The 23,699-nt window shown below is 43.9% G+C and carries 19 protein-coding genes; 12 read left to right on the top strand and 7 right to left on the bottom strand.

Going from position 1 to position 23,699, the window contains the following annotated elements; genetic code table 11:
- Nucleotides 1–5: 5 nt before the first annotated feature.
- The 5 genes from HMPREF1535_RS02780 to HMPREF1535_RS02760 all read left to right on the top strand — a co-directional run bounded on the left by HMPREF1535_RS02780 (nt 6) and on the right by HMPREF1535_RS02760 (nt 6,778).
- Nucleotides 6–1,517 carry a RagB/SusD family nutrient uptake outer membrane protein gene (locus tag HMPREF1535_RS02780; protein WP_046145232.1) on the top strand — a complete coding sequence of 504 codons (1,512 nt, stop codon included), beginning with the start codon at nt 6–8 and terminating at the stop codon, nt 1,515–1,517.
- 33 nt (nt 1,518–1,550) lie between these two features.
- Nucleotides 1,551–2,540: an endonuclease/exonuclease/phosphatase family protein gene (locus HMPREF1535_RS02775; protein ID WP_046145231.1), complete on the top strand. Its 990-nt coding sequence runs from the start codon at nt 1,551–1,553 to the stop codon at nt 2,538–2,540.
- A gap of 146 nt (nt 2,541–2,686) precedes the next feature.
- On the top strand, nt 2,687–4,756 hold the full coding sequence (locus HMPREF1535_RS02770) for an RNA degradosome polyphosphate kinase (RefSeq protein WP_046145230.1): 2,070 nt from the start codon (nt 2,687–2,689) through the stop codon (nt 4,754–4,756).
- Nucleotides 4,757–4,766: 10 nt separating this feature from the next.
- Nucleotides 4,767–5,444: a hypothetical protein gene (locus HMPREF1535_RS02765; RefSeq protein ID WP_046145229.1), complete on the top strand. Its 678-nt coding sequence runs from the start codon at nt 4,767–4,769 to the stop codon at nt 5,442–5,444.
- Nucleotides 5,445–5,782: 338 nt separating this feature from the next.
- Nucleotides 5,783–6,778 (top strand): DUF4837 family protein, encoded by a 996-nt coding sequence (locus HMPREF1535_RS02760; RefSeq protein ID WP_010802143.1) that lies wholly within the window; start codon nt 5,783–5,785, stop codon nt 6,776–6,778.
- 34 nt (nt 6,779–6,812) lie between these two features.
- Here the strand turns inward: HMPREF1535_RS02760 and HMPREF1535_RS02755 are convergent, their stop codons facing one another.
- The gene (locus HMPREF1535_RS02755) at nt 6,813–8,216 is read right to left on the bottom strand and encodes a methyltransferase RsmF C-terminal domain-like protein (RefSeq protein WP_046145228.1); all 1,404 of its coding nucleotides are present in this window, start codon (nt 8,214–8,216) and stop codon (nt 6,813–6,815) included.
- Between the two features lie 52 nt (nt 8,217–8,268).
- On the opposite strand from HMPREF1535_RS02755, the gene HMPREF1535_RS02750 reads away from it, so the two are divergent.
- Together HMPREF1535_RS02750 and HMPREF1535_RS02745 are read left to right on the top strand one after the other, a co-directional pair.
- Entirely contained in the window at nt 8,269–8,973 is a 705-nt protein-coding gene (locus tag HMPREF1535_RS02750; RefSeq protein WP_046145227.1) for an SAM-dependent methyltransferase, read from the top strand.
- A gap of 6 nt (nt 8,974–8,979) precedes the next feature.
- On the top strand, nt 8,980–9,555 hold the full coding sequence (locus HMPREF1535_RS02745) for an acyltransferase (protein WP_010802145.1): 576 nt from the start codon (nt 8,980–8,982) through the stop codon (nt 9,553–9,555).
- Nucleotides 9,556–9,600: 45 nt separating this feature from the next.
- On the opposite strand, the gene nadC is transcribed toward HMPREF1535_RS02745, so the two are convergent.
- Nucleotides 9,601–10,440 carry a carboxylating nicotinate-nucleotide diphosphorylase gene (gene nadC / locus HMPREF1535_RS02740; protein ID WP_010802146.1) on the bottom strand — a complete coding sequence of 280 codons (840 nt, stop codon included), beginning with the start codon at nt 10,438–10,440 and terminating at the stop codon, nt 9,601–9,603.
- A gap of 3 nt (nt 10,441–10,443) precedes the next feature.
- Nucleotides 10,444–10,815, bottom strand: a complete 372-nt coding sequence (locus HMPREF1535_RS02735) for a DUF4783 domain-containing protein (RefSeq protein ID WP_007654516.1) — start codon at nt 10,813–10,815, stop codon at nt 10,444–10,446.
- A gap of 88 nt (nt 10,816–10,903) precedes the next feature.
- Here HMPREF1535_RS02735 and rlmH point away from each other — a divergent pair, with 88 nt between their 5' ends.
- The gene (rlmH, locus tag HMPREF1535_RS02730) at nt 10,904–11,377 is read left to right on the top strand and encodes a 23S rRNA (pseudouridine(1915)-N(3))-methyltransferase RlmH (RefSeq protein ID WP_046145226.1); all 474 of its coding nucleotides are present in this window, start codon (nt 10,904–10,906) and stop codon (nt 11,375–11,377) included.
- 81 nt (nt 11,378–11,458) lie between these two features.
- On the opposite strand, the gene aroC is transcribed toward rlmH, so the two are convergent.
- Both aroC and HMPREF1535_RS02720 read right to left on the bottom strand, forming a co-directional pair.
- The gene (gene aroC / locus HMPREF1535_RS02725; RefSeq protein ID WP_007654507.1) at nt 11,459–12,529 is read right to left on the bottom strand and encodes a chorismate synthase; all 1,071 of its coding nucleotides are present in this window, start codon (nt 12,527–12,529) and stop codon (nt 11,459–11,461) included.
- Nucleotides 12,530–12,636: 107 nt separating this feature from the next.
- A complete protein-coding gene (locus HMPREF1535_RS02720; protein ID WP_010802148.1) occupies nt 12,637–13,218 on the bottom strand; it encodes an FKBP-type peptidyl-prolyl cis-trans isomerase in 582 nt (193 codons plus the stop codon).
- A 205-nt stretch (nt 13,219–13,423) separates the two neighbouring features.
- Here HMPREF1535_RS02720 and HMPREF1535_RS02715 point away from each other — a divergent pair, with 205 nt between their 5' ends.
- Nucleotides 13,424–15,292, top strand: a complete 1,869-nt coding sequence (locus tag HMPREF1535_RS02715; RefSeq protein WP_046145225.1) for an LTA synthase family protein — start codon at nt 13,424–13,426, stop codon at nt 15,290–15,292.
- A 60-nt stretch (nt 15,293–15,352) separates the two neighbouring features.
- On the opposite strand, the gene HMPREF1535_RS02710 is transcribed toward HMPREF1535_RS02715, so the two are convergent.
- Nucleotides 15,353–16,528 (bottom strand): MalY/PatB family protein, encoded by a 1,176-nt coding sequence (locus tag HMPREF1535_RS02710; protein WP_046145224.1) that lies wholly within the window; start codon nt 16,526–16,528, stop codon nt 15,353–15,355.
- Between the two features lie 107 nt (nt 16,529–16,635).
- A complete protein-coding gene (locus tag HMPREF1535_RS02705) occupies nt 16,636–18,363 on the bottom strand; it encodes an ATP-binding protein (protein ID WP_010802151.1) in 1,728 nt (575 codons plus the stop codon).
- A gap of 129 nt (nt 18,364–18,492) precedes the next feature.
- Between HMPREF1535_RS02705 and HMPREF1535_RS02700 the strand changes: the two genes are divergently transcribed.
- From HMPREF1535_RS02700 to HMPREF1535_RS02690, 3 genes are all read left to right on the top strand, one after another.
- A complete protein-coding gene (locus tag HMPREF1535_RS02700; protein ID WP_046145223.1) occupies nt 18,493–19,050 on the top strand; it encodes an RNA polymerase sigma-70 factor in 558 nt (185 codons plus the stop codon).
- A gap of 196 nt (nt 19,051–19,246) precedes the next feature.
- Nucleotides 19,247–20,236 carry a FecR family protein gene (locus HMPREF1535_RS02695; RefSeq protein ID WP_046146374.1) on the top strand — a complete coding sequence of 330 codons (990 nt, stop codon included), beginning with the start codon at nt 19,247–19,249 and terminating at the stop codon, nt 20,234–20,236.
- 158 nt (nt 20,237–20,394) lie between these two features.
- Nucleotides 20,395–23,697, top strand: a complete 3,303-nt coding sequence (locus HMPREF1535_RS02690; protein ID WP_244275556.1) for a SusC/RagA family TonB-linked outer membrane protein — start codon at nt 20,395–20,397, stop codon at nt 23,695–23,697.
- Nucleotides 23,698–23,699 lie beyond the last annotated feature (2 nt).

The raw sequence follows: 23,699 nt of genomic DNA, 5'->3' as shown, positions 1-23,699 counted from the left end.
AAGCAATGAAAAGTAAGTTTTTAGTATCAATAGTGGCCTGCCTCTCTATCTTTCAAGCCTGTGACAATTGCCTGGACGAGACGAAATATACATATTCGATTTCGAGTGAAACATTTTATAATACACAGGAAGAAGCGAATGCGGCGGTATTGGCTCCGCTGGATGTGATGCGGTCGGCTTATAATTCTAATTTTTTCGCAACGTTGGAAATCAATACGGAGTATTGTTACCCGAAAGGAGTTTACCAGACTTATAAAGCATACAACGGTTTTGTAAATTCTACTCATATCACGCGGAGTGAATCTAACTGGACAAATTTATATAAAGCGATCATGTATTGTAATACCGCGATAGAGAAACTTCCGTCGGCAACGGAAATGACCGAGGCGGAAATTATATCCTATTTGGGGGAATTGAGATTCCTGAGAGGATTCAATTATTTTAATCTGGTCAAATACTGGGGTGGAGTACCTTTGAAGACTGAAAATAATATTACGACATGGGATGTACCCAAGAGTTCGAAGGAAGATGTTTATGCCTTTATTATCGAAGATCTGAAATATGCGTTGGCTAATTGCCCGGATAAGTCCCGATATTTGGCAACACCGAATAAGAATGCGGTAAGAATATGTCTGGCCGACGTGTATATGCATACGGGGCATTATGAAGAAGCCAAAACATTGGCGGGAGAAGTGGTCAATAGCGGGGTTTACTCATTGGTACAGGTCGGTACTTCAAGGGATTTCGACAAAGTATTCGGGTATGACCTGACAACTTCGACGGAAGAGGTGTTTTACATCAAGACATCGCGGACGGACGGCAAAACCTGGGATTACCTGTCTTATACATCGCATCCGAAATATGAGATAGAACCGGGCAAGTTGATGTTGAATGGGAACGGCTATTTTACGCATTATACGGATTTGAGGAATCATGTGATATCTACCTGGGATAAGAATGATCTCCGTTATGGGCTGAATGTCGGTTTTTATATCTTTGGAGCCGATGCTTACGGAGAGTACACCTGTCTTTTGACAAAGTATTGGGATCCGAATTCACAAGGGGGAGGTGCAAATGTATCTATTCCGTTGATCCGTTATCCGGATGCAATGCTTATTTTTGCGGAAGCGACAGCACGTGTTGCAGGAGGGCCGACGGAGGAATCTATGGAAATGCTGAATCAGCTTCGCCGTCGTGCTTATGGGCGTGATCCAAAAGTGCCGGATATGGAGTTGGATTATAAGTTGTCGGATTATAAGACGATGGATGAGTTTATTGATTTGTTGATTAAGGAAGAAACTTACGAGCACTTCAATGAAGGGAAGCACTGGGACTTCATTGTTCGTTTGGGCAAAGCTCAGGAACTGGTCGGGAAATATTATAATGTAGAAGACGGGGCGTGGACAGACATACAGGAAAGACATTATTTATGGAAGATTCCGGATTCCGAATTCAACTATAATAAAGCGATGAACCAGTCTACCGATCAGAATCCGGGTTATACTTCTGCGGAATGATTAATATGTTAAACTAAAAAAAAGGAAATAGGAATGAAAAAACAGCTTGTTAACAGGGTACGTATATTTTTTATGCTTGCGTTTGTGTGGACAATAGCCTGTCTTGTTACATCGTGCGGCGGACGTTCGGAGAAGGGGCATTTACGCCTTCTCTACTGGAATATACAAAATGGAATGTGGTCCGGACAGGGAGATAATTATGACAGTTTTGTCGAATGGGTTAAAGAACAAAATCCGGATATCTGTGTCTGGTGTGAGGCCCAATCCATCTATAAGACCGGGACGGCCGATCCTATGGAGGCTGCGGACCGTTATCTGACTGATAACTGGGAGAAACTGGCAATGCGGTACGGACATACATATTGTTATATAGGAGGTCATCGGGACAATTATCCTCAGGTGATAACTTCTAAATATCCGATAAAGAATGTCTTGCGTATTGTCGGCTCGGAACCGGATAGTGTCGTTACTCACGGTGCCGGTTGGGCTCAGATCGAAGTCAACCAACAGACGATAAATGTAGTAACGCTTCATACCTGGCCCCAGGCTTTTGCTTTCCGGGCCGAAGATAAGGAGGCCAGCAAAGCGGAATCCGGAGGGGATAAGTACCGACGCATGGAAATAGAATATATCTGTAAACATACGATCGACTCGGTGCCCGAAGCAGCGGGCCAGTATTGGATGATGATGGGAGATTTTAATGCGCGGTCAAGAATTGATAATGCAGTTTACAACTACCCGGAAGAAGATACGCGTTTTTTGGTGCATGATTATATCAGGGAGAATACGCCTTATATAGATGTGATCGCTAAAAAATACCCCGGCGAGTTTAAGACAACGACCGGAAAGGAGGCGCGTATAGATTTCGTATATTGTACTTCTCCGTTATATGAAAGAATTGTGGCTGCCGATGTCGTGACAGATACTTATACGAAACCGGTGCGCGACCCGGCTAATCTTTCAAACTTTTGGCATCCATCGGATCACCGTCCTATTTTAGTGGATTTTGATTTGGAAAAGTAGGGACTATATTCACCGGAAACGGTAGATTTGTGAGGTAAAAGGTAAAATCGGGCAACACTTCCATGGGTTGTCCGATTTTTGTGTAAGTATCTATTTCTTTTATTCTAATAAAGTATCTATATTTACGCATCTAAGAATAGAATACGATGGAGAATTCATATAAATACTTTAAGCGCGACGTTAGTTGGCTGTCTTTCAACTACCGGGTTTTACTCGAGGCGGAAGACGATACGTTGCCTGTCTATGAGCGGATTAAATTCTTGTCTATCTATTCTTCCAACCTGGAAGAATTTTACGAAATACGTGTGGCCGAGCATCGCGGGGTGATTATGAAAAAGAATTTTACCGAAGAAAGCGGTGATGAGGCCGAAGAAGTGTTGACCGAGATAACCAATGAAGTAAACCGCCAGCAACGTGAATATTACCGGATCTTCTCTGAAAAGATATTACCGGAGTTGAACCGGCAGAATATCTATCTCTATCAGGGAAGCGAACCTGAGCCATTCCATGAAGAGTTCGTTCATAACTTCTTTAATGAGGAGGTGTTTCCGTTCCTGTCGCCTGTCATGATACAGGCTGGGGATATCCGTACCTTTATCCGTGACCGCCGTCTGTATCTGGTGATCCGCATGGTAAAGAAAAGCAAGCGGAAACTGGAAGGAGATCAGGCGCCTGAATATCATTATGCACTGATGAAGATACCCTATGCCAAGGTACCTCGCTTTATAGAGTTGCCGCAACATGAAGGGAAGTTCTACATCATGTTTATCGATGATATTATTCGTGCGAACCTGGCGAATATCTTCCCCGGATATATAATTGACAGTTGTTACAGTATCAAGATATCCCGTGATGCCGATATTTATCTGGAAAATGAGAAAGGTAATATCGTTGAAAGCATCCGGAAGAAAGTGAAGAAACGGAAGATCGGTGCCCTGAGCCGTTTTATGTACGACCGGGCAATGCCGGACGATTTCCTTTCATTTATTTGTGAGGCTTTCGGCATTACCCGCGATGACCTGGTTGTAGGAGGGCGTTACCTGAATTTGCAGGACTTGGCTAAATTGCCCAATCCAAAAGGGAAAGAGTTGGAGCAGAAGATTCCGACGCCTATGCGTGTCCCTTATCTGGATGAGAAAGGTTCCGTATTCCGGGCAGTGAAGAAGAAAGATATTTTGCTGCATTTTCCCTATCAGTCGTTCGATTATCTGATACGTTTCCTGATGGAAGCCGCGTTCGATCCGAAAGTGGATGAGATAAAGATCACCCAGTACCGGGTGGCGGAAAATTCGGCCGTCATCAATACGTTGGTCAGTGCGGCGCAGAACGGGAAGAAGGTAACGGTGTTTGTCGAACTGAAAGCCCGCTTCGATGAAGAGAATAATATGAGTACGGCTGAACGGATGGAGCAGGCGGGCATACGTATTATTTACAGTATTCCCGGATTGAAAGTGCATGCGAAAGTGGCGGTTATCATCCGGAAAGATCCGGAAGATGGAAATAAACGGCGTGATTTCGCTTATCTCAGTACCGGCAATTTTAATGAAAAGACTGCCCGGGTCTACTCGGATATGGCCTTGCTTACCTGTAATGACGAGATCATAACGGATATAAATAAAGTGTTTGCCGTGCTGGAAGGGAAAATGGCGGAGCCTACTTTCCGGCATCTGCTGGTTGCCCGTTTCAACATGGTGCCCGAACTGATCCGTATGATCCACCGTGAGATCGAACATGTGAAGCTGGGACGTAAAGGGCGGATCGTGTTAAAGATGAACGGACTGCATGACCAGAATATGATAAACGAACTGTATCATGCCAGCGAGAATGGGGTGGAGATCGACCTGATCGTAAGGGGCATCTGTTGTCTGGTTCCCGGACAGCCTTACAGTGCCAATATCCGGATCACCCGGATTGTCGATATGTTCCTGGAACATTCCCGTATCTGGTATTTCTATAATGACGGCAAGGAAGATGTTTATCTGACATCGGCCGACTGGATGCGTCGTAATCTGAACCGCCGGATAGAAACGGCTTTCCCGATACTGGTTCCCGAAATAAAGCAGGAAGTGATCGACATTCTGAAGATACAGATGCGCGACAATGTAAAAGCCTGCCTGATCGACGAGCAGCTGCATAACAACTTCAAGCATAATGAGGAACCGGTGAAAGTCCGTTCCCAACTGGCTATTTATGAATATTTGAAAAACAAATCATAAATAAGATCGTATGGACAATCCTTCTTCCCTGACTTTTTTTCTGTTCTGTTTCTGTTGGGTGGCTCTGATAGCGGGAGCGGTGCTGGGGTATATTATAGGTATCCGTATGGCACGCAACCGGGAACGTCACCGGCTCGTAAAGGAAAAGATCAGGAAGAACAAAGTTGCGATTTATCATTACCAAAAGGAGAAATACGATTATATCGAGCAGATCAACCGGCTGGAACAGGATTTACAGAACTTGACGGAAGAATCGGAGCTTTACAAGGAACGTGTCAGTGACCTGGAATATTACAAACGGAAGGTGCGTGAGCATGAACAGGTCATTGAACGGCTTTCCTCTGCTTCGTCAGAAACGATAGAATTGCCGGTCGATGCCTTTTCCCTGTTGCTGCAACTCAAACAAGACCCGGTACGCACCAATCTCAGCCGGCAGGAATGGATGGAATTGCTTCGTACGACCGACCTTCTTTTCAATAATTTTCTGACGGAGTTGAAGCAGAAATATAGTATAACCCGTCATGAAGAGGAAATCTGTTGCCTGATAAAATGGAACTTTCTCCGCAAGGATCAGATGGCTGTTTTCAATAACACGACCGATGCCCTCACCAAGTCGAAGAGCCGCCTGAAAAAACGTCTGCAACTGGATGAGAAGACCGACCTGGATCAGTTTATCCGGATGTATTAGAAAAAAAGTACCTGATTCCTTTTCCGATGGTCGGAATAGTACTCTTCCGGTCATCGGAACACTGCTCTTCCACCCATCGGAATAACGTTATTCCGATGGTCGGAAAAAAGCAGAAGCTCGACAGTTTCTTTTATTGGCGGAAAATATTTGAGTCGTTTCTAAAGCATCATGTCCAGATAAATACATAAAATCAAATAGTTTTAGGGTATATGTTTCTTATATACAATCTGTTAAGTCTGTATTCGTTTGTCCGGCACCATTTCTTTTCTTCTGTTGACTTATCCTTTACTTTTGTCGAAGTAAACAATAAACTCTGGAAAAGATAAATCAATAAAGCTATGAGAACACAGCATCTATTTACTTTTTATTTAGTGGGATTACTGACATTAGTGAGTTGCAACTCTTCGATCGTAGAAAAACGGGCTACCGGTTTGCCGTATGAAATCCTGGTTGTCATGACTCGGGAAGTTGGAGACAGCGAGGTTGGGGAATTAGTGAAAAATCAATTAAAATCTCCCATTGCCGGATTGCCCCAACCTGAACCCGCCATGCGTGTTACATTTGTTCCTACCGAGACTTTTAATGGCTTGTTGAGATACGTCCGCAATATTCTGGTTGTCGATATTGATCCGACGAAGTATACGATGGTTTCGTTGAATGGTTTTAAAGATGAATGGGCAAAAGGGCAGGAAGTGATAAAACTCTGTGCTCCGTCGACTCGTGAACTGGTCACTTACCTGACATTGCATGATTCGGATATTGTCAATCATTTCTGTGCAATCGAAAAGGACCGTCGTATAAAGATCCTGAAAGAACATTACAGCCAGTTGGCAATGGATAAAGTGCAGGAGAAGTTCGGTATGAAATTGCATGCTCCGGACGATATGACTTATTATAAAGATACAACCGATTTCCTGTGGGTGTCGAACAATGCTAAAACCGGGCGTGTCGATCTGATCGTTTATTCCTTTCCATATACCGATGCGAATACATTTACACAGGACTATCTGGTGGCAAAACGGGATTCTGTTTTAAAGGATAACCTGCCGGGTGCTTTTCCGGATTCTTATATGACTACGGAAAAGCGTGTCGACCTGACTTACGAACCTATAATGTTGCATGATAAATACTGCGGAGTCTTGCGTGGCCTGTGGAAGATGGTTGGCGATAAGATGGGCGGACCGTTTGTCAGCCATGCTTTTCTGGATACGAAGACACAGCGTGTGATTGTTGCCGAAGGTCTCGTTTATGCTCCGGAAACAACCAAACGGAATTACATACGTAAGATCGAAGCGGCACTTTATACGGCACGCCTGGATACGATATCGAGATAGCTGTACCCTCACTAGCACCAGTGAGGCAAAGGCATTACCTTTTCTGCAGGTAGTCTGTTAGCAGTAATACCTGTTCCGGCATATATCCCGTACGGATACGCCATTCTTGCGGATAAAGGTTGTTGGCTCGTTTTCCGAGATGTTTGACAAAACCTACAGGAAATCCCTGGTAGCAGACCAGTACGTACCCTTTTTCTATTTCGGCGGGGAGAAGCAATACTTCTTTTTTCAGGTATTTGATGGCATCGTCCCAGCTTACTTCGGCACAGGTAAAAGCCTCTTTGTTCAGTGCCGTGCTTAAAGCCAGTGAATGGGCCGGTAAAATATCTTTGCCTTTTATCTCTCCGATGCGGATTCCGGCAGATACGATTCGTAACTGGGTGGATAGCAATAGCCAAGTGTCATAATGGATGGACGGTATGGCTTGTATCGTATCATTGAATATTTCCATCCGGAAGCTGTCCGGCTCCTGTATCCATTTGTTTACAACAGGAGGGATGACGGGAGCGGCTTTTCCTTTATCCTTCTTGTTTTTACTTTTAGGACGGATTATTTCATCGACTTCGCCGGACGCTTTACGCAGGGCGGCCAGGAAGAATCCTTCCCCTTTTGTTTTATGGGGGAAGAAACGGTAGACCGGGTGTGCATGGCGTAGCGGTCCGGTGATCTGCCATTCTTCCCTGATGGGAATGGACAGGGCTTCGGCTCCCAGTTCTTCTATTATATAATGTATATTATCTTCATCCTCTTCCGTATTGTAAGTACAGGTGCTGTAAATGAGCAACCCACCTGGTTTCAGTGCGTTCCATATGTCGTGGATGATACGGCGTTGACGGGCGGCACAAAGGTTGACGTTTGCCACGCTCCATTCGCCGGTACTGTCGGTGTCCTTGCGGAACATTCCTTCGCCGGAACAGGGGACATCGGTAACAATAACATCAAACAGATGAGTAAGGCGCCCGATATCTTCGGGATCGTTGTTCGTGACGATATTGTTCGGATTTCCCCATTTGGTGATATTTTCAGCCAGGATATTACTGCGGGTACGGATCACTTCGTTGCTGACCAACAGACTGCCTTCGGGTAAAAGGTTCAACAGATGGGTGGACTTACCACCCGGTGCGGCACAAAGGTCCAGGCATTTCACCGGTTCGCTGACAAAGTTCCGGATGGCTTGCTCCAGGAACATGGAGGAGGCTTCCTGCACATAATAGGCTCCGGCATGAAACAGCGGGTCGAAGGTGAACGACAGGCGTTCGGGCAGATAATAACCTGTTTCGCTCCAGCCGACCTGAGGTGTTGAGGGAGCCTTCGTCCCTTTATTCCGGTTGATACGGATACTGACGGGAACGTCCGCTTGCAATGCGGCTTCCAATTTGTCATATTCTTCGCCCAGCAAGGCACGGGTACGTGTGATAAATTCGATAGGAAGTGCCATCTTATTCTGTTTGTTTGGCACAAAAGTACTAACTTTGCGGAAAACTAACAGTATGCAAGCATCGCTTTTCCTTATACCGGTTACATTGGGAGACACCGATCATCGGCGTGTTCTCCCGGAATATAATCGTGAAATCATTCTACAGATCAAACATTTCATCGTTGAAAATATACGTACTGCACGCCGTTTCCTGAAAAAGACGGAACCGTCTATCGTGATAGATGATCTGACTTTTTATGAACTGAACAAGTATACTTCGCCGGAAGATGTGGCCGATTATCTGGTTCCGTTGACGAAAGGGGAGCATGTCGGTGTGATATCTGAGGCCGGTTGTCCGGCTGTTGCCGATCCGGGAGCGGATGTCGTTGCTATTGCGCAGCGGAAGAATTATCCGGTGGTTCCCCTGGTTGGGCCGTCTTCTATATTAATGTCGGTAATGGCTTCCGGTTTCAACGGGCAGAGTTTTGCCTTTCATGGCTATCTGCCCATCGATGCTTCGGAACGGACAAATACAATCAAAAAGCTGGAAGGCCGTATCTATTCGGAAAACCAGACACAGCTTTTTATCGAAACACCTTACCGTAACAATAAACTGGCTGAGGAGCTGATCCGTACTTGTCGCCCGTCAACCAAATTATGTATCGCTTCGGATATTACTTGTGAAGATGAATATATCCATACCCGTCCTGTGAAAGACTGGGCAGGAAAAGTTCCTGATCTGAGTAAGAAACCGACTATCTTTTTAATCTATAAATAACTTTTTATGGCAGCTTATCAGGCACATGAAACAGCAGTGATCGATCCAGGCTGTACGATCGGCGATGATACTTTTATTTGGCATTTTTCTCATATAATGGCCGGCTGTATCATTGGTGAAGAATGTAATATCGGGCAGAATGTCGTTATTTCGCCGGGCGTGGTTTTGGGGAATAACGTCAAAGTCCAGAATAATGTTTCCGTTTATACCGGAGTGACTTGTGAAGATGATGTTTTTCTGGGACCGAGCTGTGTGTTCACGAATGTGATAAATCCGCGCAGTGCCGTTTGCCGCAAAGACCAGTATAAGAAAACTCATATAGGAAAAGGGGCTACTATTGGTGCCAATGCAACGATTATTTGCGGGCATAATATCGGAGCCTATGCATTGATCGGTGCGGGAGCGGTTGTAACTAAAGAGATTCCTGCTTATGCTTTAGTCGTTGGTAATCCTTCCCGGCAGATCGGCTGGGTCAGCGAGTATGGACACAGACTGGAGTTTGATGAGAAAGGTTTTGCTATTTGCCCGGAGAGTGGAGAAGGGTATCAGCTGAGGGATAATGAGGTGGTCCGTATCGGATAAAAAAGAGAAAGGCGGATAATCAACCATCCGCCTTCTGAATATTTCTTAGCAAGCCTTCAAACTCATATCGAGACTTTTGACCGAGTGGGTTAGTGCTCCGACAGAGATAAAGTCTACGCCGCATTCTGCATAATCGCGCAGTGTGTCGAATGTGATACCGCCGGATGATTCGGTTTCGAAGCGTCCTCCAATCATTTCGACTGCTTTCTTTGTATCTTCGATATTGAAATTATCCAGCATGATGCGGTCGATACCGCCAACATTCATTGCCTGCTGCAATTCGTCGAAGTTGCGTACTTCGATTTCGATCTTCAGGTTTTTGCCTTTTTCTTTCAGGTAGTTCTGTGCACGGGTAATAGCCTGTTCGATGCCACCGGCAAAGTCTACATGATTATCTTTCAGCAGGATCATGTCGAATAGTCCGATACGATGGTTGACACCGCCGCCGATCTTTACAGCATCCTTTTCCATCATACGCATGCCCGGAGTCGTCTTACGGGTATCCAGTACGCGGGTTTTAGTTCCTTCCAGTGCTTTTACATATTTGCGGGTTGTTGTTGCAATACCGCTCATACGTTGCATAACGTTCAACATCAGGCGTTCTGTCTGTAGCAGCGACTGCACTTTTCCTTCAACGGTAAAAGCGATATCGCCTTTCTTTACTTCTGCGCCATCATTGATGAAGATTGTCATTTTTAGTTCCGGGTCGAAGTCATGGAAGATGCGTTTAGCCATTTCCACACCGGCCAGTACGCCATCCTCTTTGATAATAAGCTGACTCTTTCCCATAGCTGTTTCGGGAATGCAGCATAACGTTGTATGATCGCCGTCACCGATGTCTTCGGCAAACGATAATTTAATTAAATCGTCAATTAACTGATCCATTTGTTATTCTATTCTGATTGATTGTATAATCGCTTTGTTGCCGTCGGCACGGTAAGTAATGTTTACACGATATTCGCCTGAAGCGGTCGGGAGTTTACCGACAAAAAATCCAGCGTCTTTTTTGTCTGCATGATGTACCACGGAGAATCCCGAAGGTTTGTTACTGCCAAAAAAAGTAGACAGCATCTTAACGGCTTCGCTTCCGCTGCACTTTTTAGATGAGCCGGGTAGGGCCATATCTACTTCTTGGTCCATTGCTCCTGTCAGTGTAGAGGCATCTCCTCCTTTGAAGGCGTTTGATATCGGAGTAATATCGGCTGCCATTACGCTCAAAATTGAGAATACCAATGCCAATGTAAGTAATAATCGTTTCATAAGCTATCTCCTCTTTTTATGAGTATTCTGATGCAAAGGTATGTATTTTTCCTGTAAATTAGCGCCTTCAATATTAAAATGTCAACGAATGAAGATTGCACTGATTGTAATAGGCAAGACGGATGCCGGTTATTTTGTGGAGGCTATTAATGAATATAAGAACCGTCTGGTTCATTATATCCCTTTTGAAATGGAGGTTATCCCCGATATCAAGAACGTAAAAAACTTATCGGAAGTCCAGCAGAAAGAGAAGGAAGGGGAATTGATTTTAAAGACATTGCAATCCGGTGATTATCTGGTTTTGTTGGATGATAAAGGGAAAGAATTTACTTCCATGCAATTTTCTGCTTATATAGAAAAGAAGATGCATACGGTACCGAAACGGCTGGTCTTTGTGGTCGGTGGTCCGTATGGATTCAGTGAAGCGGTATATAAAGCCGCTTCGGAAAAGATTTCATTGAGCAAGATGACTTTTTCGCATCAGATGATCCGTCTGATTTTTATTGAACAGATTTACCGCGCGATGACTATTCTGAATAATGAACCTTATCATCATGAATAGAATAATGTGCCAATATGCCAATTAAAAGAGTGATGGCTCTATTTTTTAATTGGCATATTAGCACATTGACACATTGGCATATTATTCTCTAGTCTTCTGTATCAACAAATAATCAAGCAAAGTCATTGCTGCCATCGATTCGACAATGGGAACGGCACGTGGAAGCACACAGGGGTCATGGCGTCCGCGGGCTTTCAGGATTGTGTCTTCTCCATCCATGCTGACGGTTTCCTGTTCCATCAGGATCGTAGCCACTGATTTAAAAGCGACACGGAAATAAATATCTTGTCCGTTGGAGATACCTCCCTGGATACCTCCCGAGTTGTTTGTATGAGTATTGATATGTCCGTTGTCATTGAAGAAACGGTCGTTACGCTGGGAACCACGATAGAGGGCCGCTTCGAATCCGTCACCATATTCAAATCCTTTGACGGCATTGATTGTCAACATGGCATGGCCTAAAGCTGCATGTAGTTTGCCGAAAACAGGTTCACCCAAACCGATGGGAGTCCCTTTGACTACGCAAGTAATAACTCCGCCGATCGTGTCTCCTTTGGATTTCACTTCGGCAATTAACTGTTCCATCTCTGCCGCCTTTTCCGGGTCGGGACATCTTACTGCGCTTTCTTCGGTCAGATTCAAGTCGTAGTCTTTATATGAACCTTCCAGCTTGATGGGACCTACCTGTGAAGTATAAGCCTGGATATGGATACCTTTCTGGCGTAAGGCCAGTTTGGCTATTGCTCCGGCTACACATCGTGCGATTGTTTCACGGGCAGATGAACGGCCACCGCCACGGGGATCACGGATACCATATTTTGTTTGATAAGTATAATCGGCATGCGAAGGACGGTAGACTGTCTTCATATTGTCGTAATCGGACGAATGCTGATTCTTGTTCCAGATAATGAAACCGATCGGCGTGCCGGTCGTTTTTCCCTCGTAAATCCCGGAAAGGAATTGTACTTCGTCGTCTTCCTTGCGGGGAGTCGTAATTTTGGATTGTCCCGGTTTACGGCGGTTTAATTCTTTTTGGATGAAATCTGTATCCAGTTCGATACCAGCCGGGCATCCGTCGATAACACCTCCGATACCCGGACCGTGTGACTCTCCGAATGAAGTTAATCTATATATATTTCCGAATGTATTCATATGTAGTAAATGCAAGTGGAGAATTAAGAATTATATCGCTTAAAATGAAAAATGAGGAATGCAGAATCTGTTTCATTCTTCATTCCCCATTCTGCATTATCCATTTATTAGTGACAGCTACCGCATCCGCAACCACCGTCTTTGTGATCGTGGTCACCGCAATCGCTTCCACAGTCGTCGCATCCGCAACCACATCCGCCTGTCGGTGCTGATAAAGCTGCAATTTCTTCTGCTGTCGGTTCGTGAACGTCGATAACTTCACCGCTGAAGTGAAGTGTTTCACCTGCCAACGGATGGTTGAAGTCCATAACGACAACGTCATCTTTCACTTCCAGAACAGAACCGTTCAGACGGTTACCGTTTGAATCCATCATAGGAACAGTGTTACCTTCTTTGATGATTTCAGAGTCGAACTTACCTTCAACTTCGAAAATGTTTTTTGGCAGATCAAGCACGTGATCTTCCACATATTCTCCGTATGCGTCAGCCGGAGCGATAGAGAAGTCGAACTTGTCGCCTACTTCCAGACCTTTCAAAGCATCTTCGAAAGCCGGGAGCATTGCGCCTGTTCCAAAGATGAATTTCAACGGAGCCTCAGCTACTGCTTTTTCCATCAACTCACGCTCTTCACCTTCTCCTACGTTCAGGTCATATGTAACCGCAACGAACTTATTTGCTGTAATTTTCATTTTTAATTGTATTTGTAATAAATAAAACGAGGACAAATTTACGTATAATTTCCGACTTAATCAGGTTATTCTTTTAAAAATAAAGATATGTAATGTTTTAAGCTAGAATATAGTTATCTTTGTCGGCTGAAATAAAAATGAGAGATCCTGTACTTATTCTATGGTTACAGTGTTTGTCGGTAGGTTAATAAAGTAGTGTTTGCGGATGCGGTTTTCTAAGTTAAAAGACTTTTTCTTTCCGGGCGGAACGGAAAGCAGGAAGTTGATCGGTTTATTTTTTGCTGTCTTGTTTCTGAAGTTTATGTGGTTCAATCTGCTTTGGTGCATGTTATCTACATTTACTCCATTTTCAAAGATTGAAACTTATCTGGATACTATATTAGTCTCCTTATTTTTGTTATTACCCCTGGTTTGCTTTCGTGCTGTCAAGACTACCCTGGTGATTTTCTTTCTGCTGGACGGTTTGCTTATTTCGAACCTGATGTATTTCAGGACTTACTTTACTGCCATACCGTTGGATAGCTATTTGCTGATAGACAATTTGTCTGATTTTACCAGCAGTGTATTTGATTCCTGGCGGATGGTCGATCTGTTTTTCCCTTTGTCTACAATGGCTGCGGGTGTTTTGTGGTGGTATAATTTTCATCGGAAACATGAAACGGAACAGGCGGTACGGTGTAAAGGCGGTTTTGCTTTTGCACGTTATCTGGTTCTGATTGTTTTAGTGGCTTTGATTCCTGCTGTTCGTCTTTGGAGCCAGAATGGTTTTAAAGTTGCTTATGAGAGATTGCAGGATGCCTATTTGCATACTTGTAATATCCCGATGTATACGATTTTCGGTTCTCTTTATTATGATTATACCTGCGACCAGATAGTCTATACACCGGAGATAAAGGCCCGTATCGATTCCTGGCTAGCCAGGAAAACGGATTGCAAATCCGTTTTATCACCATTTAATCCAAAGGATAATTGTATTATAATCCTGGCCGAATCATTGGAAAGCTGGGTGTTGGATAAGACGGTGGAAGGCCAGGAGATTACTCCGAACCTGAATAGAATATTAAAGGATACGTCGGTGATCTATGCCCCTCATGTTTTATCGCAGGTGAAAGGAGGGCGTTCGATCGATGCCCAGTTGCTGATGAGTTCCGGGCTTTTGCCTATCAACTCCGGACCTTACAGCATCAAATTCCCGGAATCATATTATCCTTCTATTGTAAAGGCGTTTAAAGAAAAACATAAGGATGCCAAAGCATATAGCTTGACTATCGACAAACCGATGGTCTGGAATCAATGTATAATAGCTCCGGTTCTGGGGTATGACAGTCTGGTTTCGAAAAACTGTTTTGTACAGGAAGAGCCGGTCGGTTCGCGTAACCAGGTGGGTGACCGTGCCTTTTTGCGCCAGTGTCTGGATAAAATACAGAAGAATGAAGTTTGGGATGAATCCGGAAATACGCTGGTGCAATGTATTACCTATTCCGGGCATAATCCTTTTATTTTGCCGGATTCATTGAAAAGAGTTTCTTTTTCGCCCGAAGTCCCGGAGGTCTTGAATAACTATATGACCATGGCCAATTATACAGACCGGGCAATAGGTGAATTTGTAGCAAAGATCAAAGCGGACAAGCGTTTCGATAATACTTTAGTCGTGATCATGGGAGACCATGAAGCATTGGGAACAGTCAGGAAAGAACTGTGCAACGATCCGGTAGGAAAGGATATTGTAGCTGATAAATCGTTTGTTCCGCTAATCATTCTGAATGCGCCATTTAATATGTATTATGGCAAAGTCATGGGACAGGTGGATGTCTATCCGACATTGCTGGAGCTGTTGGGGCTGAATGATTACTGGTGGAAAGGATTGGGAGAAAGTATCTTTAATCCGCTGAAACCTGATTTTGATGTCGACCCCCAGTTCAATCTTATCGGAGATACGGCTGGTGTTCCCGATGAGAATATCCGTCAGGCCAAAGAAGCCTGGGAAATATCAGACATGATTATCCGCTATGATTATCTGGGACATAAACTGAATATAAAAGAAGAACCGGTGAAAGTGGCAGGGGTAAAATGATAAAAAATATGTCGAAAGCGGTTGCAGGAAAGAACCGGCTTTCGACATATTTTTGAATACTTATTTCTTGTCGATCGCTTTCTTCAAAGCATTCAGGGCGGTATCCAATACGGAGCGCGGACAACCCACGTTGAGGCGCATATATCCTTCTCCGCCGGGTCCGAACATTGTTCCGTCGTTCAACAGCAGACCGGCTTTGTCCTGGAATAAATGAACCAGTTCTTCCTGGCTTAGTTTGAGGTCGCAGCAATCCAGCCAGACCAGGAAAGATGCCTGTGGTGGATAGACTTTGATCTTTGGAAGTTTCGTCTTGAAGAATTCATCTACGAAACGGACATTCTCCATTACATACATCCGCATTTGCTGTAACCATTCGGCACCATATGTATAGGCCGCTTCGGTTGCCGTATAAGCAAAGATCGTCCCGTCGCCCAACTCGCCGGCTTCCAGGAATTCATAAAATTCTTTCCGTATCTTTTCATTGGGAACAATGGAGTAGGAGGTTACGATGCCTGCGATATTGAATGTCTTGCTCGGAGCCATGAAAGTAATACTGCAATTGGCGGCAGCTTCTGATACGGTGGCAAACGGATGATGAGTAAACTGCGGATAAGCCATTTCCGCATGTATCTCGTCTGAAATAACCAGTATATTGTGTTTTGCACAGATATCCGCCAGCTTGACCAGTGTATCTTTTTTCCATACGATGCCGCCCGGGTTGTGGGGATTGCAAAGGATCAACACTTTGCACTGCTCGTCTATTACGGATTCCAGCTGTTCGAAATCCATCTCATAGGCGCCGTTCACCAGTTTGAGCGGGTTGTTGACCACTTCCCGTTTCATGCTTTCCGGAACAATTCGGAACGGATGGTATACAGGTGGCTGGATGATTACTTTATCGCCCGGTTTGGTAAAGCTCTGGATGACAAAGCCGATACCTTTGACAATTCCCGGAATATAGCTGAGCCATTCCCGTTTGATCTTCCAGTTCTGTTTATAATGTACCCATTCTATAATACTATTATAATACGAGTCTGATCCGAAAGTATAACCGAATATTTCGTGTTCGCAGCGTTTCTTTATTGCATTGACAATAAAGTCCGGAGTCCGGAAATCCATATCGGCAACCCAGAGAGGAATAAGGTTCTCGTTGCCGTACCGCTCTTTTATTGCATCATATTTCACGCAATTGGTACCGCGGCGTTCAATTACTTCGTCAAAGTTGTATTGCTTCATTTTTATCTTAGTTCAGTCAGTTATCTTTGTTTTAGTCTATTGATCGGGGTCAAAGATAAACAGAAAAATTGATAGGTGAAGCAGAATGACAAAAGAACACGATCGGATTATAAGACTTCCTCCATGCGTTCCAACTCACAACCACGGAACTGCATTATGATACAATGTAATTTTGTGTCCTGTATCAACTGACGTACCTTTGGTGCAGCGGCATATTGTTTTATCTGTTCAACAGCTTCTTCCCACTGAACTTTAGCTTTTTCCCCGGAATCTTTTGCTGAAAGATATTTCAATTCAAGTATATAACTGTGTTTCACTTCATAGCGCAACAAATCGGGCATCAGGAACAGGTCGCAATAACCATGGTTCAACTCCATCTCCGGGGCTGTCAGATAGTAGGCATTTACACTGAGATAAGCCGTGAAAAATCCCTGGATATTGCGTTCGCCTTCAATAGCACTGCGAACCGACGAGTTTTCTTTGTAGGCATGGGCTATAAATTCCAGAGATTCGCGCCAATGGCCGTCGTAGGCCATATCATCGAACAAATCTGTCAACTGGTTCAAATTGATATATCGTTTATTTTGGTATTCCTCTAACAGGAATTCGTAATATTGCTTGCGCACATTGTTGTTGGGGATACTTAATACCACACGCCCCCCGCGGGTATCGGTAATAGTCAGCATACCATAATAAAAAAGCAGACTGGGGAAGATTTCCGGATTGGCAATCTCTGTTGCAGGAAAAGTGATTGCCAGATTAGTAACGATTTGTCCCTCATCAGTGATTTTACGCAGTACCCCTTTGCGGTCACCGTCGAGACGGTCCAGCTGGATGAGTTTCTTCATTTTGTTATAATCCGTACGGGTATTGGGGTCTATCATCTGTTCGGGAGATTTTTTCAAGGTTATGTAATTGCGGAGATAGTAGAGTACCATGTCGCAATTGAACATCTTCGGGTCACTTTTCAGGCTTTCTTTTGCAAAACAATAATTGTCATACCACGGTTTCATCTCCGTAATCATTGCCTCTATATCTGCATCATCCGACAGTTGCCCTGCATCTTTATAATACTGGAACATAGAGCGTACGTCTACTTCACTGAATCCTAGCATCATATTGAATTGATGTTCGGTGCTGATGTTCCAGCCGATATTAAAGCCGCTGGTAAGATCGTCTAACGTAACAGGACTGACGCCGGTCATGAAGATACGTTCGAACATTCCTTTAAATTTCTTGAAAATCTCGCGATAGAACCCGCTGGCATGTGTGAGAGCATGGTAAACGTCATTACCTTGCTCATTGAGTATTATATTGGTGAAGTTATCATATTCGTCGATAATAAGATAGAGATGCGCCCCGGTTTCGGGTGCATGAAGATTCAAATAGTTCAGTTTGCTGACAAAATCGGGCAATGCTTTCATTTCATTGGCAAACCCCGGATAATAATAAGACTCGTAAGACATGCCGAACATATCCATCACCATACTGCAATACCGGTCAAAGTTCTCTGATAGCGAACCACTGCCGCCGCTGGCACGTGAGAAATCCAGATAAAGTACTTGAAATGTTCCTTGTAAAGGGGTGGGATGCTCTCCTATCCACAAATTGCCGAAACGTTTTTGAAACTTCTCTTTTTGAGCAATATCATAATAGGCCCGGAGCATACTCAGAAAGATGCTCTTGCCAAAACGCCGGGGCCGGATGAAAAACAAATTACTGGGTTGCTCTTCCAGCATAGGCAAATACATCGTCTTATCCACATAATACTGGTTCTGCTCTACCACTTCCACAAAATTGGAAATGCCGTAAGGGATTCTTTTTGCAACTTCCATAATAATTACTCCTGTTTTTTATTTATGCTTACGAGATAAGACAAAGGTAGTTTATGTTCCCGTGTTTTCTATGAATTTATCAAAGTAAATAATTTTATTTCTGATATTTTTTGTTACTTCGCACTAGTTATGGAATTACCAGAGGAGCAACATATCTTGAGGGAGATCGCAAGAGGAAACATAAAAGCTTTTGAACAGCTTTTTTTCGACTACCAACCTAGGTTGGTATATTTCCTTGTCGGCCTGACGCACGACAAGGAAATCAGTCGTGATATATCCCAGGATTTGTTTCTTTCCATATGGAAAGACCGGGAAAAACTGAGAGACGTCCGTTCTTTTTCCTCCTATCTCTTTCAGATGGCGCGCTTTACCGTTTATGATTATTTCGACCGTCTTGCCGTTTCAGAAAAGTATACCAATGAGTTTTTACTGGAAGCCTCCATCTCCCAATCGGAAGAGGAAGCGATGTTTGCACGTGAACTGCAAAGCATTATCAGCCGCACTGTCGAACGAATGTCTCCCCAGCGGAAACTGATTTACCAGATGAGCCGTGAGCAAGGTTTGTCTAACGACGAAATCGCAACGCGTCTGAATATCAGTAAACGAACTGTAGAAAACCATCTGACGGCAGCCCTTGCCATTCTTCGCAAGGTACTTTATCTTTTTTTCCTTACTTATTTGGACTGAAAACTGACGACTTCCAAAGAGTTTCATCCTAATGAAACAAATGTTTCACTTAGGAGAAACAACTGTTTCATTAGGATGAAACTCTTTCAATAATCGCATTCGTTAGTACCGGAATCAAACTATTTTCAAAAAAAGTTGATTTTTGATTGTGTGTATTGTTGTCATAAACCTACATCCATATAAAGACGGATATTTTATGGAAGAGAACAACAAGATAAAACAACTCATGCAGCTCTACTTCGGAAAGCACTTTTCCCGATATGGACGTATCTTGTTTGGGCGTTGGTTGAGGGCGGACGATGCAAAAGCTGAGAAAGAAGAAATGTTGCAGGATTTGTGGAAGAAATCTCAGCCGGAGGTGACGGATTCTACCCATAGTGATTGGAAGGCTTTGCAAAGGCATCTTTCCGTGGTCCCCGTTCGTGAACGTTCGGTGCCATTCTATCGCCAGTGGTTGAAATATGCGGCCGTTATTGTCTTGATGATGATGACTGCCGGAACGACCTATTGGGCAACCGACCGTTTTAAACCGGTCCGTCATGTGGAAATGGCACAGGTATTCGTCCCTTACGGAGAAAGTGAGCAGGTGGTATTGCCTGACGGTTCGAAGGTGTGGGTGGATGCCGGTACGCTGTTGGTTTATCCGAAAGATTTTACCGATACACGAACGGTTTACCTGACCGGGCAAGCATCCTTCTCTGTCCGTAAGAATCCGGAGCAACCCTTTATTGTGAAGACGACTTACCTTGATGTCCAGGCGTTGGGTACTGTCTTTACCGTGGAGGCTTATCCGGGCGACTCCTGTTCCATGGCAACATTGGAGGAAGGTAGTGTGCTGGTATCCGTCAGGAATGAAGACATTCAGCCGACTGTGCTAAAGCCTGACCAACAGTTGGTTTATTCGCATTCGGAACATACCGTGATGGTCCATTCTATCGACGCTTCCTTATATAATATGGAAAGAAACGGCTATCTGATATTTGAAAATACATCTTTCAGCCGTCTGATGGCCTCTTTGGAACGTAAGTTCAATGTGACGATTCATTATAATTCCCAAAAGTTTGCGGGAGAATATTATAATGTCAAATTCTCGCCGGATGAAAAGCTGGAAGATGTGCTGAACATTCTGCAACAACTGATTGGTATACATTATAAAATAAAAGGAAAGGTGGTATTTATAAACTAAAATATAGGAGTAAACAAATATGAACAAAAGAAAACCGGAAAGACAGAAAGTACGAAAATCCCTCTTTCCGGAATTCGAAATCGAATCTTGAACATCATTGGATTGACGAGTAAATCGTCATGGTTTTATTAATATTCAATTTTCAAATGTACAAATATATGAAATTAACTAATCTAATACGTATAAATAACGGAAAAAGTGTATCCAGGCTGTTGTTTATTACAGCTTTATCTTCCATCAATTTGTTTTCTTATGCGCAACATCAACAAGTGCGCCTGACCGGAAGCAATGTAACACTGAAGACAGCCTTCAAACAAATCGAGCAACAGACCAAACTGTTTGTCGATTATAACACGCAGGAAGTGAACGATTCCCGCGTCCTGACAAAGTTACCGAAGAACAGTAATGTGAAAGAGGTTATGGAACAGTTGCTGGAAGGTTCCGGTTGTTCGATAACGTTCAGTAACGGACATATTATTATCAACAAGCAAGCCCGTACTGTTTCTTCAACGAAAAAGATATCAGGAGTTGTGAAGGATGAAACCGGTGAACCCGTTATTGGTGCGAATGTAGTCGTAAAGGGAACAACGAACGGGACAGTTACGGATATGAACGGACGGTATAGTCTGGAAGTCCCGGAAGGTGGTGTGTTGCAGATATCTTATATCGGTTACAACACCCAGGAAGTAAAGGTTGGAAGCGGAGATGTCGTAAATGTTTCACTTCGCGAGGATTCCGAAGCCTTGGATGAGGTTGTGGTTATCGGTTATGGTACGGTAAAGAAGAGCGACCTGACGGGAGCTGTCGGTTCCGTGCAGATGAAGGACGTGAGCCAGGTGGGTATAACCAGTGCCGACCGTGCGTTGCAGGGACAAATAGCCGGTGTGCAGGTTAATGCCAGAACCGGTCAGCCAGGTGAATCAATGATGATTCGTGTCCGTGGAAGTAACTCCCTGGCAGGTGGTAACGAACCGCTTTATGTCATTGACGGTATGCCGGTAGAAAAGATGAATTCGGATATTAATCCGGAAGACATTCTGTCGATGGAAGTATTGAAAGATGCATCTTCTACGGCTATCTACGGTTCACGTGGTGCAAACGGTGTCGTTATGATTACGACGAAAAGAGGACGTACCGGCGATACGGTCCTTGAATATAATGGATATGTCGGTGTTTCTTCTTTAAGAAAGAAACTGGACTTACTGGGAAAAGATGATTATATCGCCATGGTAAATGAAGTTTCCCAGAATGACGGGAACGGTATTGCCATCACACCGGAGCAAGCAGCTCTGCTGCCGAACAATGACTGGCAGGATCTGGCTTATCAGACTGCCTTGACGCATAGTCATCAGGTATCTGTTTCGGGCGGTACGGATAAAACGAAGTTGTACTCCTCTCTGAACTATATGAACCAGGAAGGTATTATCAAAGGTTCTGATTATAACCGTTTTGCATTGCGTATTAATGGCGACCAGAAGCTGGCGAGAAATTTGTCGTTGAATGCCAGTATTGCTTATTCATACGGAACTCAGAATACAGCGAACAGTAATGCGGATGGCTGGGGAGCGATTGCTTATACGGCAATGGTCATGGCTCCGATACAGGAAATAAGAGATGCCGATGGCAAGTACACCAATTTCTCGGGAACTCCCTGGGGAGGAACAAACCCTGTCGGTATGGCTGAATTGTATAAGAATAAAACCGTTAATTCCCGCTTACTGGCGAATATGTCGCTTATCTATGAGATTATCGACGGATTGACTTTCCGGGTGAATGCCGGTGCTGAAGTCAATGCGGGTAGTTCCGATCGGTACATTCCGATTGGTTTGTCTGCCGGAGGTAAATTGGATGGTGATGCATCTAAGTCAAAATCTAATTATTATACTATTATTAATGAGAATATTTTGACCTACGACAAGCGGTTCAATAAGAATCATGCATTGAACCTGATGGGTGGTGTTACTTTCCAGACCTATCAGTATAATGATTTGGGCGGCTCAGGTACAGGATTTCTGCGCGATGTCTATGAAACGAATAATTTGGGAGTAGCCTCTACACCCGGAACTCCGTCTTCCGGTTACAGCGATTACCGGATGGCTTCTTTCCTGGGACGTGCCAATTATAACCTGATGGAAAGATATCTGTTGACTGTCACCGCACGATATGACGGTTCGTCTAAATTCAGTAAGAACCATAAATTCGCTTTCTTCCCTTCCGCCGCATTGGCCTGGCGTTTGTCGGAAGAGAATTTTATGCAAGATATTGATTGGCTGAGCAATCTGAAACTGCGTGCCAGTATCGGACAGACCGGTAATCAATCTATTAGCCCGTATCAGACTTTCGCCCGTCTGGGAACTTCCGGTCCTATTTTCGGTGATGGAAAAGATATTGGTTTCGGTTTGTCCTCCATGGCAAACGACGACTTGAAATGGGAAACAACTACACAAACGGATATAGGTGTCGACTTCGGATTCTTTTCCAACCGCCTGAATATCGGTTTTGACTATTATTGGAAACAAACGCGTGACTTGCTGTATAATGCGACTCTTCCCCCGTCTTCCGGATATTCTTCTATGCTGAGAAACTTAGGACGTATTGATAATAAAGGTTTTGAAATATCTATCAATACAATCAATATGAAAGGAAAAGTGAACTGGACGACTAATTTGAATATTACATCCAATAGATCAATCGTGAAAGATTTGGGTTCGGATGTGTATGGAAATAAGATTCAGCGGATAGATGCTCCTATCGGTGGCGGAAACTGGTTCCCTCTGTTTGTCGGTAAAGCTCCGTTCCAATTGTATGGCTACGAAATAGAAGGTATTTATCAGACGGATGAAGAAGCTCGTTTGAATGGCGAAGCAACCAAGAAAGCAGGTGATTACCGGTATAAAGACACGGACGGGAAAGCTGGTATTACAACAGGTGATAAAACGATTATTGCAAATACGCAGCCTAAGTTTACTTTCGGTCTGACGAATATTATCAATTGGAATAACTTCGAGTTATCATTCCTGTTAATAGGTAGTGTTGGTGGTGATATCGTTAATGAATTTAATAAAAGTATCACTAATATCGGTGGCACATGGAATATCCGCAAAGATGTTTGGGAAAACCATTGGACTCCTGAAAATCCGAATGCCAAATATGCACGTGCTTCTGTTGCGACCAAGGATTATCTGGCCTTCGGTGACCCGAGTTCGGTTTGGGTGGAAAACGGTTCGTATCTGCGATTCAAAGATATCAAACTGGCTTATACGTTGCCGTCTCAATGGTTCGCAGGTTCCCGTAAACCTAATATCTCGGTTTATCTGAGCGGACAGAATCTGATTACGATTACAAGCTATTCTCATTATGACCCGGAAGCATCCTGGACGTCTTCTGCCGTGAACGGATGGGACAGAGGGGTTTACCCGTCTGCGAAATCATTTACTTTGGGTTTACAGGTTAAATTTTAATA

This window comes from Parabacteroides goldsteinii DSM 19448 = WAL 12034, assembly GCF_000969835.1.
Classification (GTDB): Bacteria; Bacteroidota; Bacteroidia; order Bacteroidales; family Tannerellaceae; genus Parabacteroides; species Parabacteroides goldsteinii.
This window is presented reverse-complemented; position numbering and strand designations above follow the sequence as displayed.

What these genes read in the sequence shown, in the direction of transcription:
- HMPREF1535_RS02780 (WP_046145232.1), top strand. Translation starts at nt 6, where the DNA reads ATGAAAAGTAAGTTTTTAGTATCAATAGTGGCCTGCCTCTCTATCTTT.
- HMPREF1535_RS02775 (WP_046145231.1), top strand. Translation starts at nt 1,551, where the DNA reads ATGAAAAAACAGCTTGTTAACAGGGTACGTATATTTTTTATGCTTGCG.
- HMPREF1535_RS02770 (WP_046145230.1), top strand. Translation starts at nt 2,687, where the DNA reads ATGGAGAATTCATATAAATACTTTAAGCGCGACGTTAGTTGGCTGTCT.
- HMPREF1535_RS02765 (WP_046145229.1), top strand. Translation starts at nt 4,767, where the DNA reads ATGGACAATCCTTCTTCCCTGACTTTTTTTCTGTTCTGTTTCTGTTGG.
- HMPREF1535_RS02760 (WP_010802143.1), top strand. Translation starts at nt 5,783, where the DNA reads ATGAGAACACAGCATCTATTTACTTTTTATTTAGTGGGATTACTGACA.
- HMPREF1535_RS02755 (WP_046145228.1), bottom strand. Translation starts at nt 8,216, where the DNA reads ATGGCACTTCCTATCGAATTTATCACACGTACCCGTGCCTTGCTGGGC.
- HMPREF1535_RS02750 (WP_046145227.1), top strand. Translation starts at nt 8,269, where the DNA reads ATGCAAGCATCGCTTTTCCTTATACCGGTTACATTGGGAGACACCGAT.
- HMPREF1535_RS02745 (WP_010802145.1), top strand. Translation starts at nt 8,980, where the DNA reads ATGGCAGCTTATCAGGCACATGAAACAGCAGTGATCGATCCAGGCTGT.
- nadC (WP_010802146.1), bottom strand. Translation starts at nt 10,440, where the DNA reads ATGGATCAGTTAATTGACGATTTAATTAAATTATCGTTTGCCGAAGAC.
- HMPREF1535_RS02735 (WP_007654516.1), bottom strand. Translation starts at nt 10,815, where the DNA reads ATGAAACGATTATTACTTACATTGGCATTGGTATTCTCAATTTTGAGC.
- rlmH (WP_046145226.1), top strand. Translation starts at nt 10,904, where the DNA reads ATGAAGATTGCACTGATTGTAATAGGCAAGACGGATGCCGGTTATTTT.
- aroC (WP_007654507.1), bottom strand. Translation starts at nt 12,529, where the DNA reads ATGAATACATTCGGAAATATATATAGATTAACTTCATTCGGAGAGTCA.
- HMPREF1535_RS02720 (WP_010802148.1), bottom strand. Translation starts at nt 13,218, where the DNA reads ATGAAAATTACAGCAAATAAGTTCGTTGCGGTTACATATGACCTGAAC.
- HMPREF1535_RS02715 (WP_046145225.1), top strand. Translation starts at nt 13,424, where the DNA reads ATGCGGTTTTCTAAGTTAAAAGACTTTTTCTTTCCGGGCGGAACGGAA.
- HMPREF1535_RS02710 (WP_046145224.1), bottom strand. Translation starts at nt 16,528, where the DNA reads ATGAAGCAATACAACTTTGACGAAGTAATTGAACGCCGCGGTACCAAT.
- HMPREF1535_RS02705 (WP_010802151.1), bottom strand. Translation starts at nt 18,363, where the DNA reads ATGGAAGTTGCAAAAAGAATCCCTTACGGCATTTCCAATTTTGTGGAA.
- HMPREF1535_RS02700 (WP_046145223.1), top strand. Translation starts at nt 18,493, where the DNA reads ATGGAATTACCAGAGGAGCAACATATCTTGAGGGAGATCGCAAGAGGA.
- HMPREF1535_RS02695 (WP_046146374.1), top strand. Translation starts at nt 19,247, where the DNA reads ATGGAAGAGAACAACAAGATAAAACAACTCATGCAGCTCTACTTCGGA.
- HMPREF1535_RS02690 (WP_244275556.1), top strand. Translation starts at nt 20,395, where the DNA reads ATGAAATTAACTAATCTAATACGTATAAATAACGGAAAAAGTGTATCC.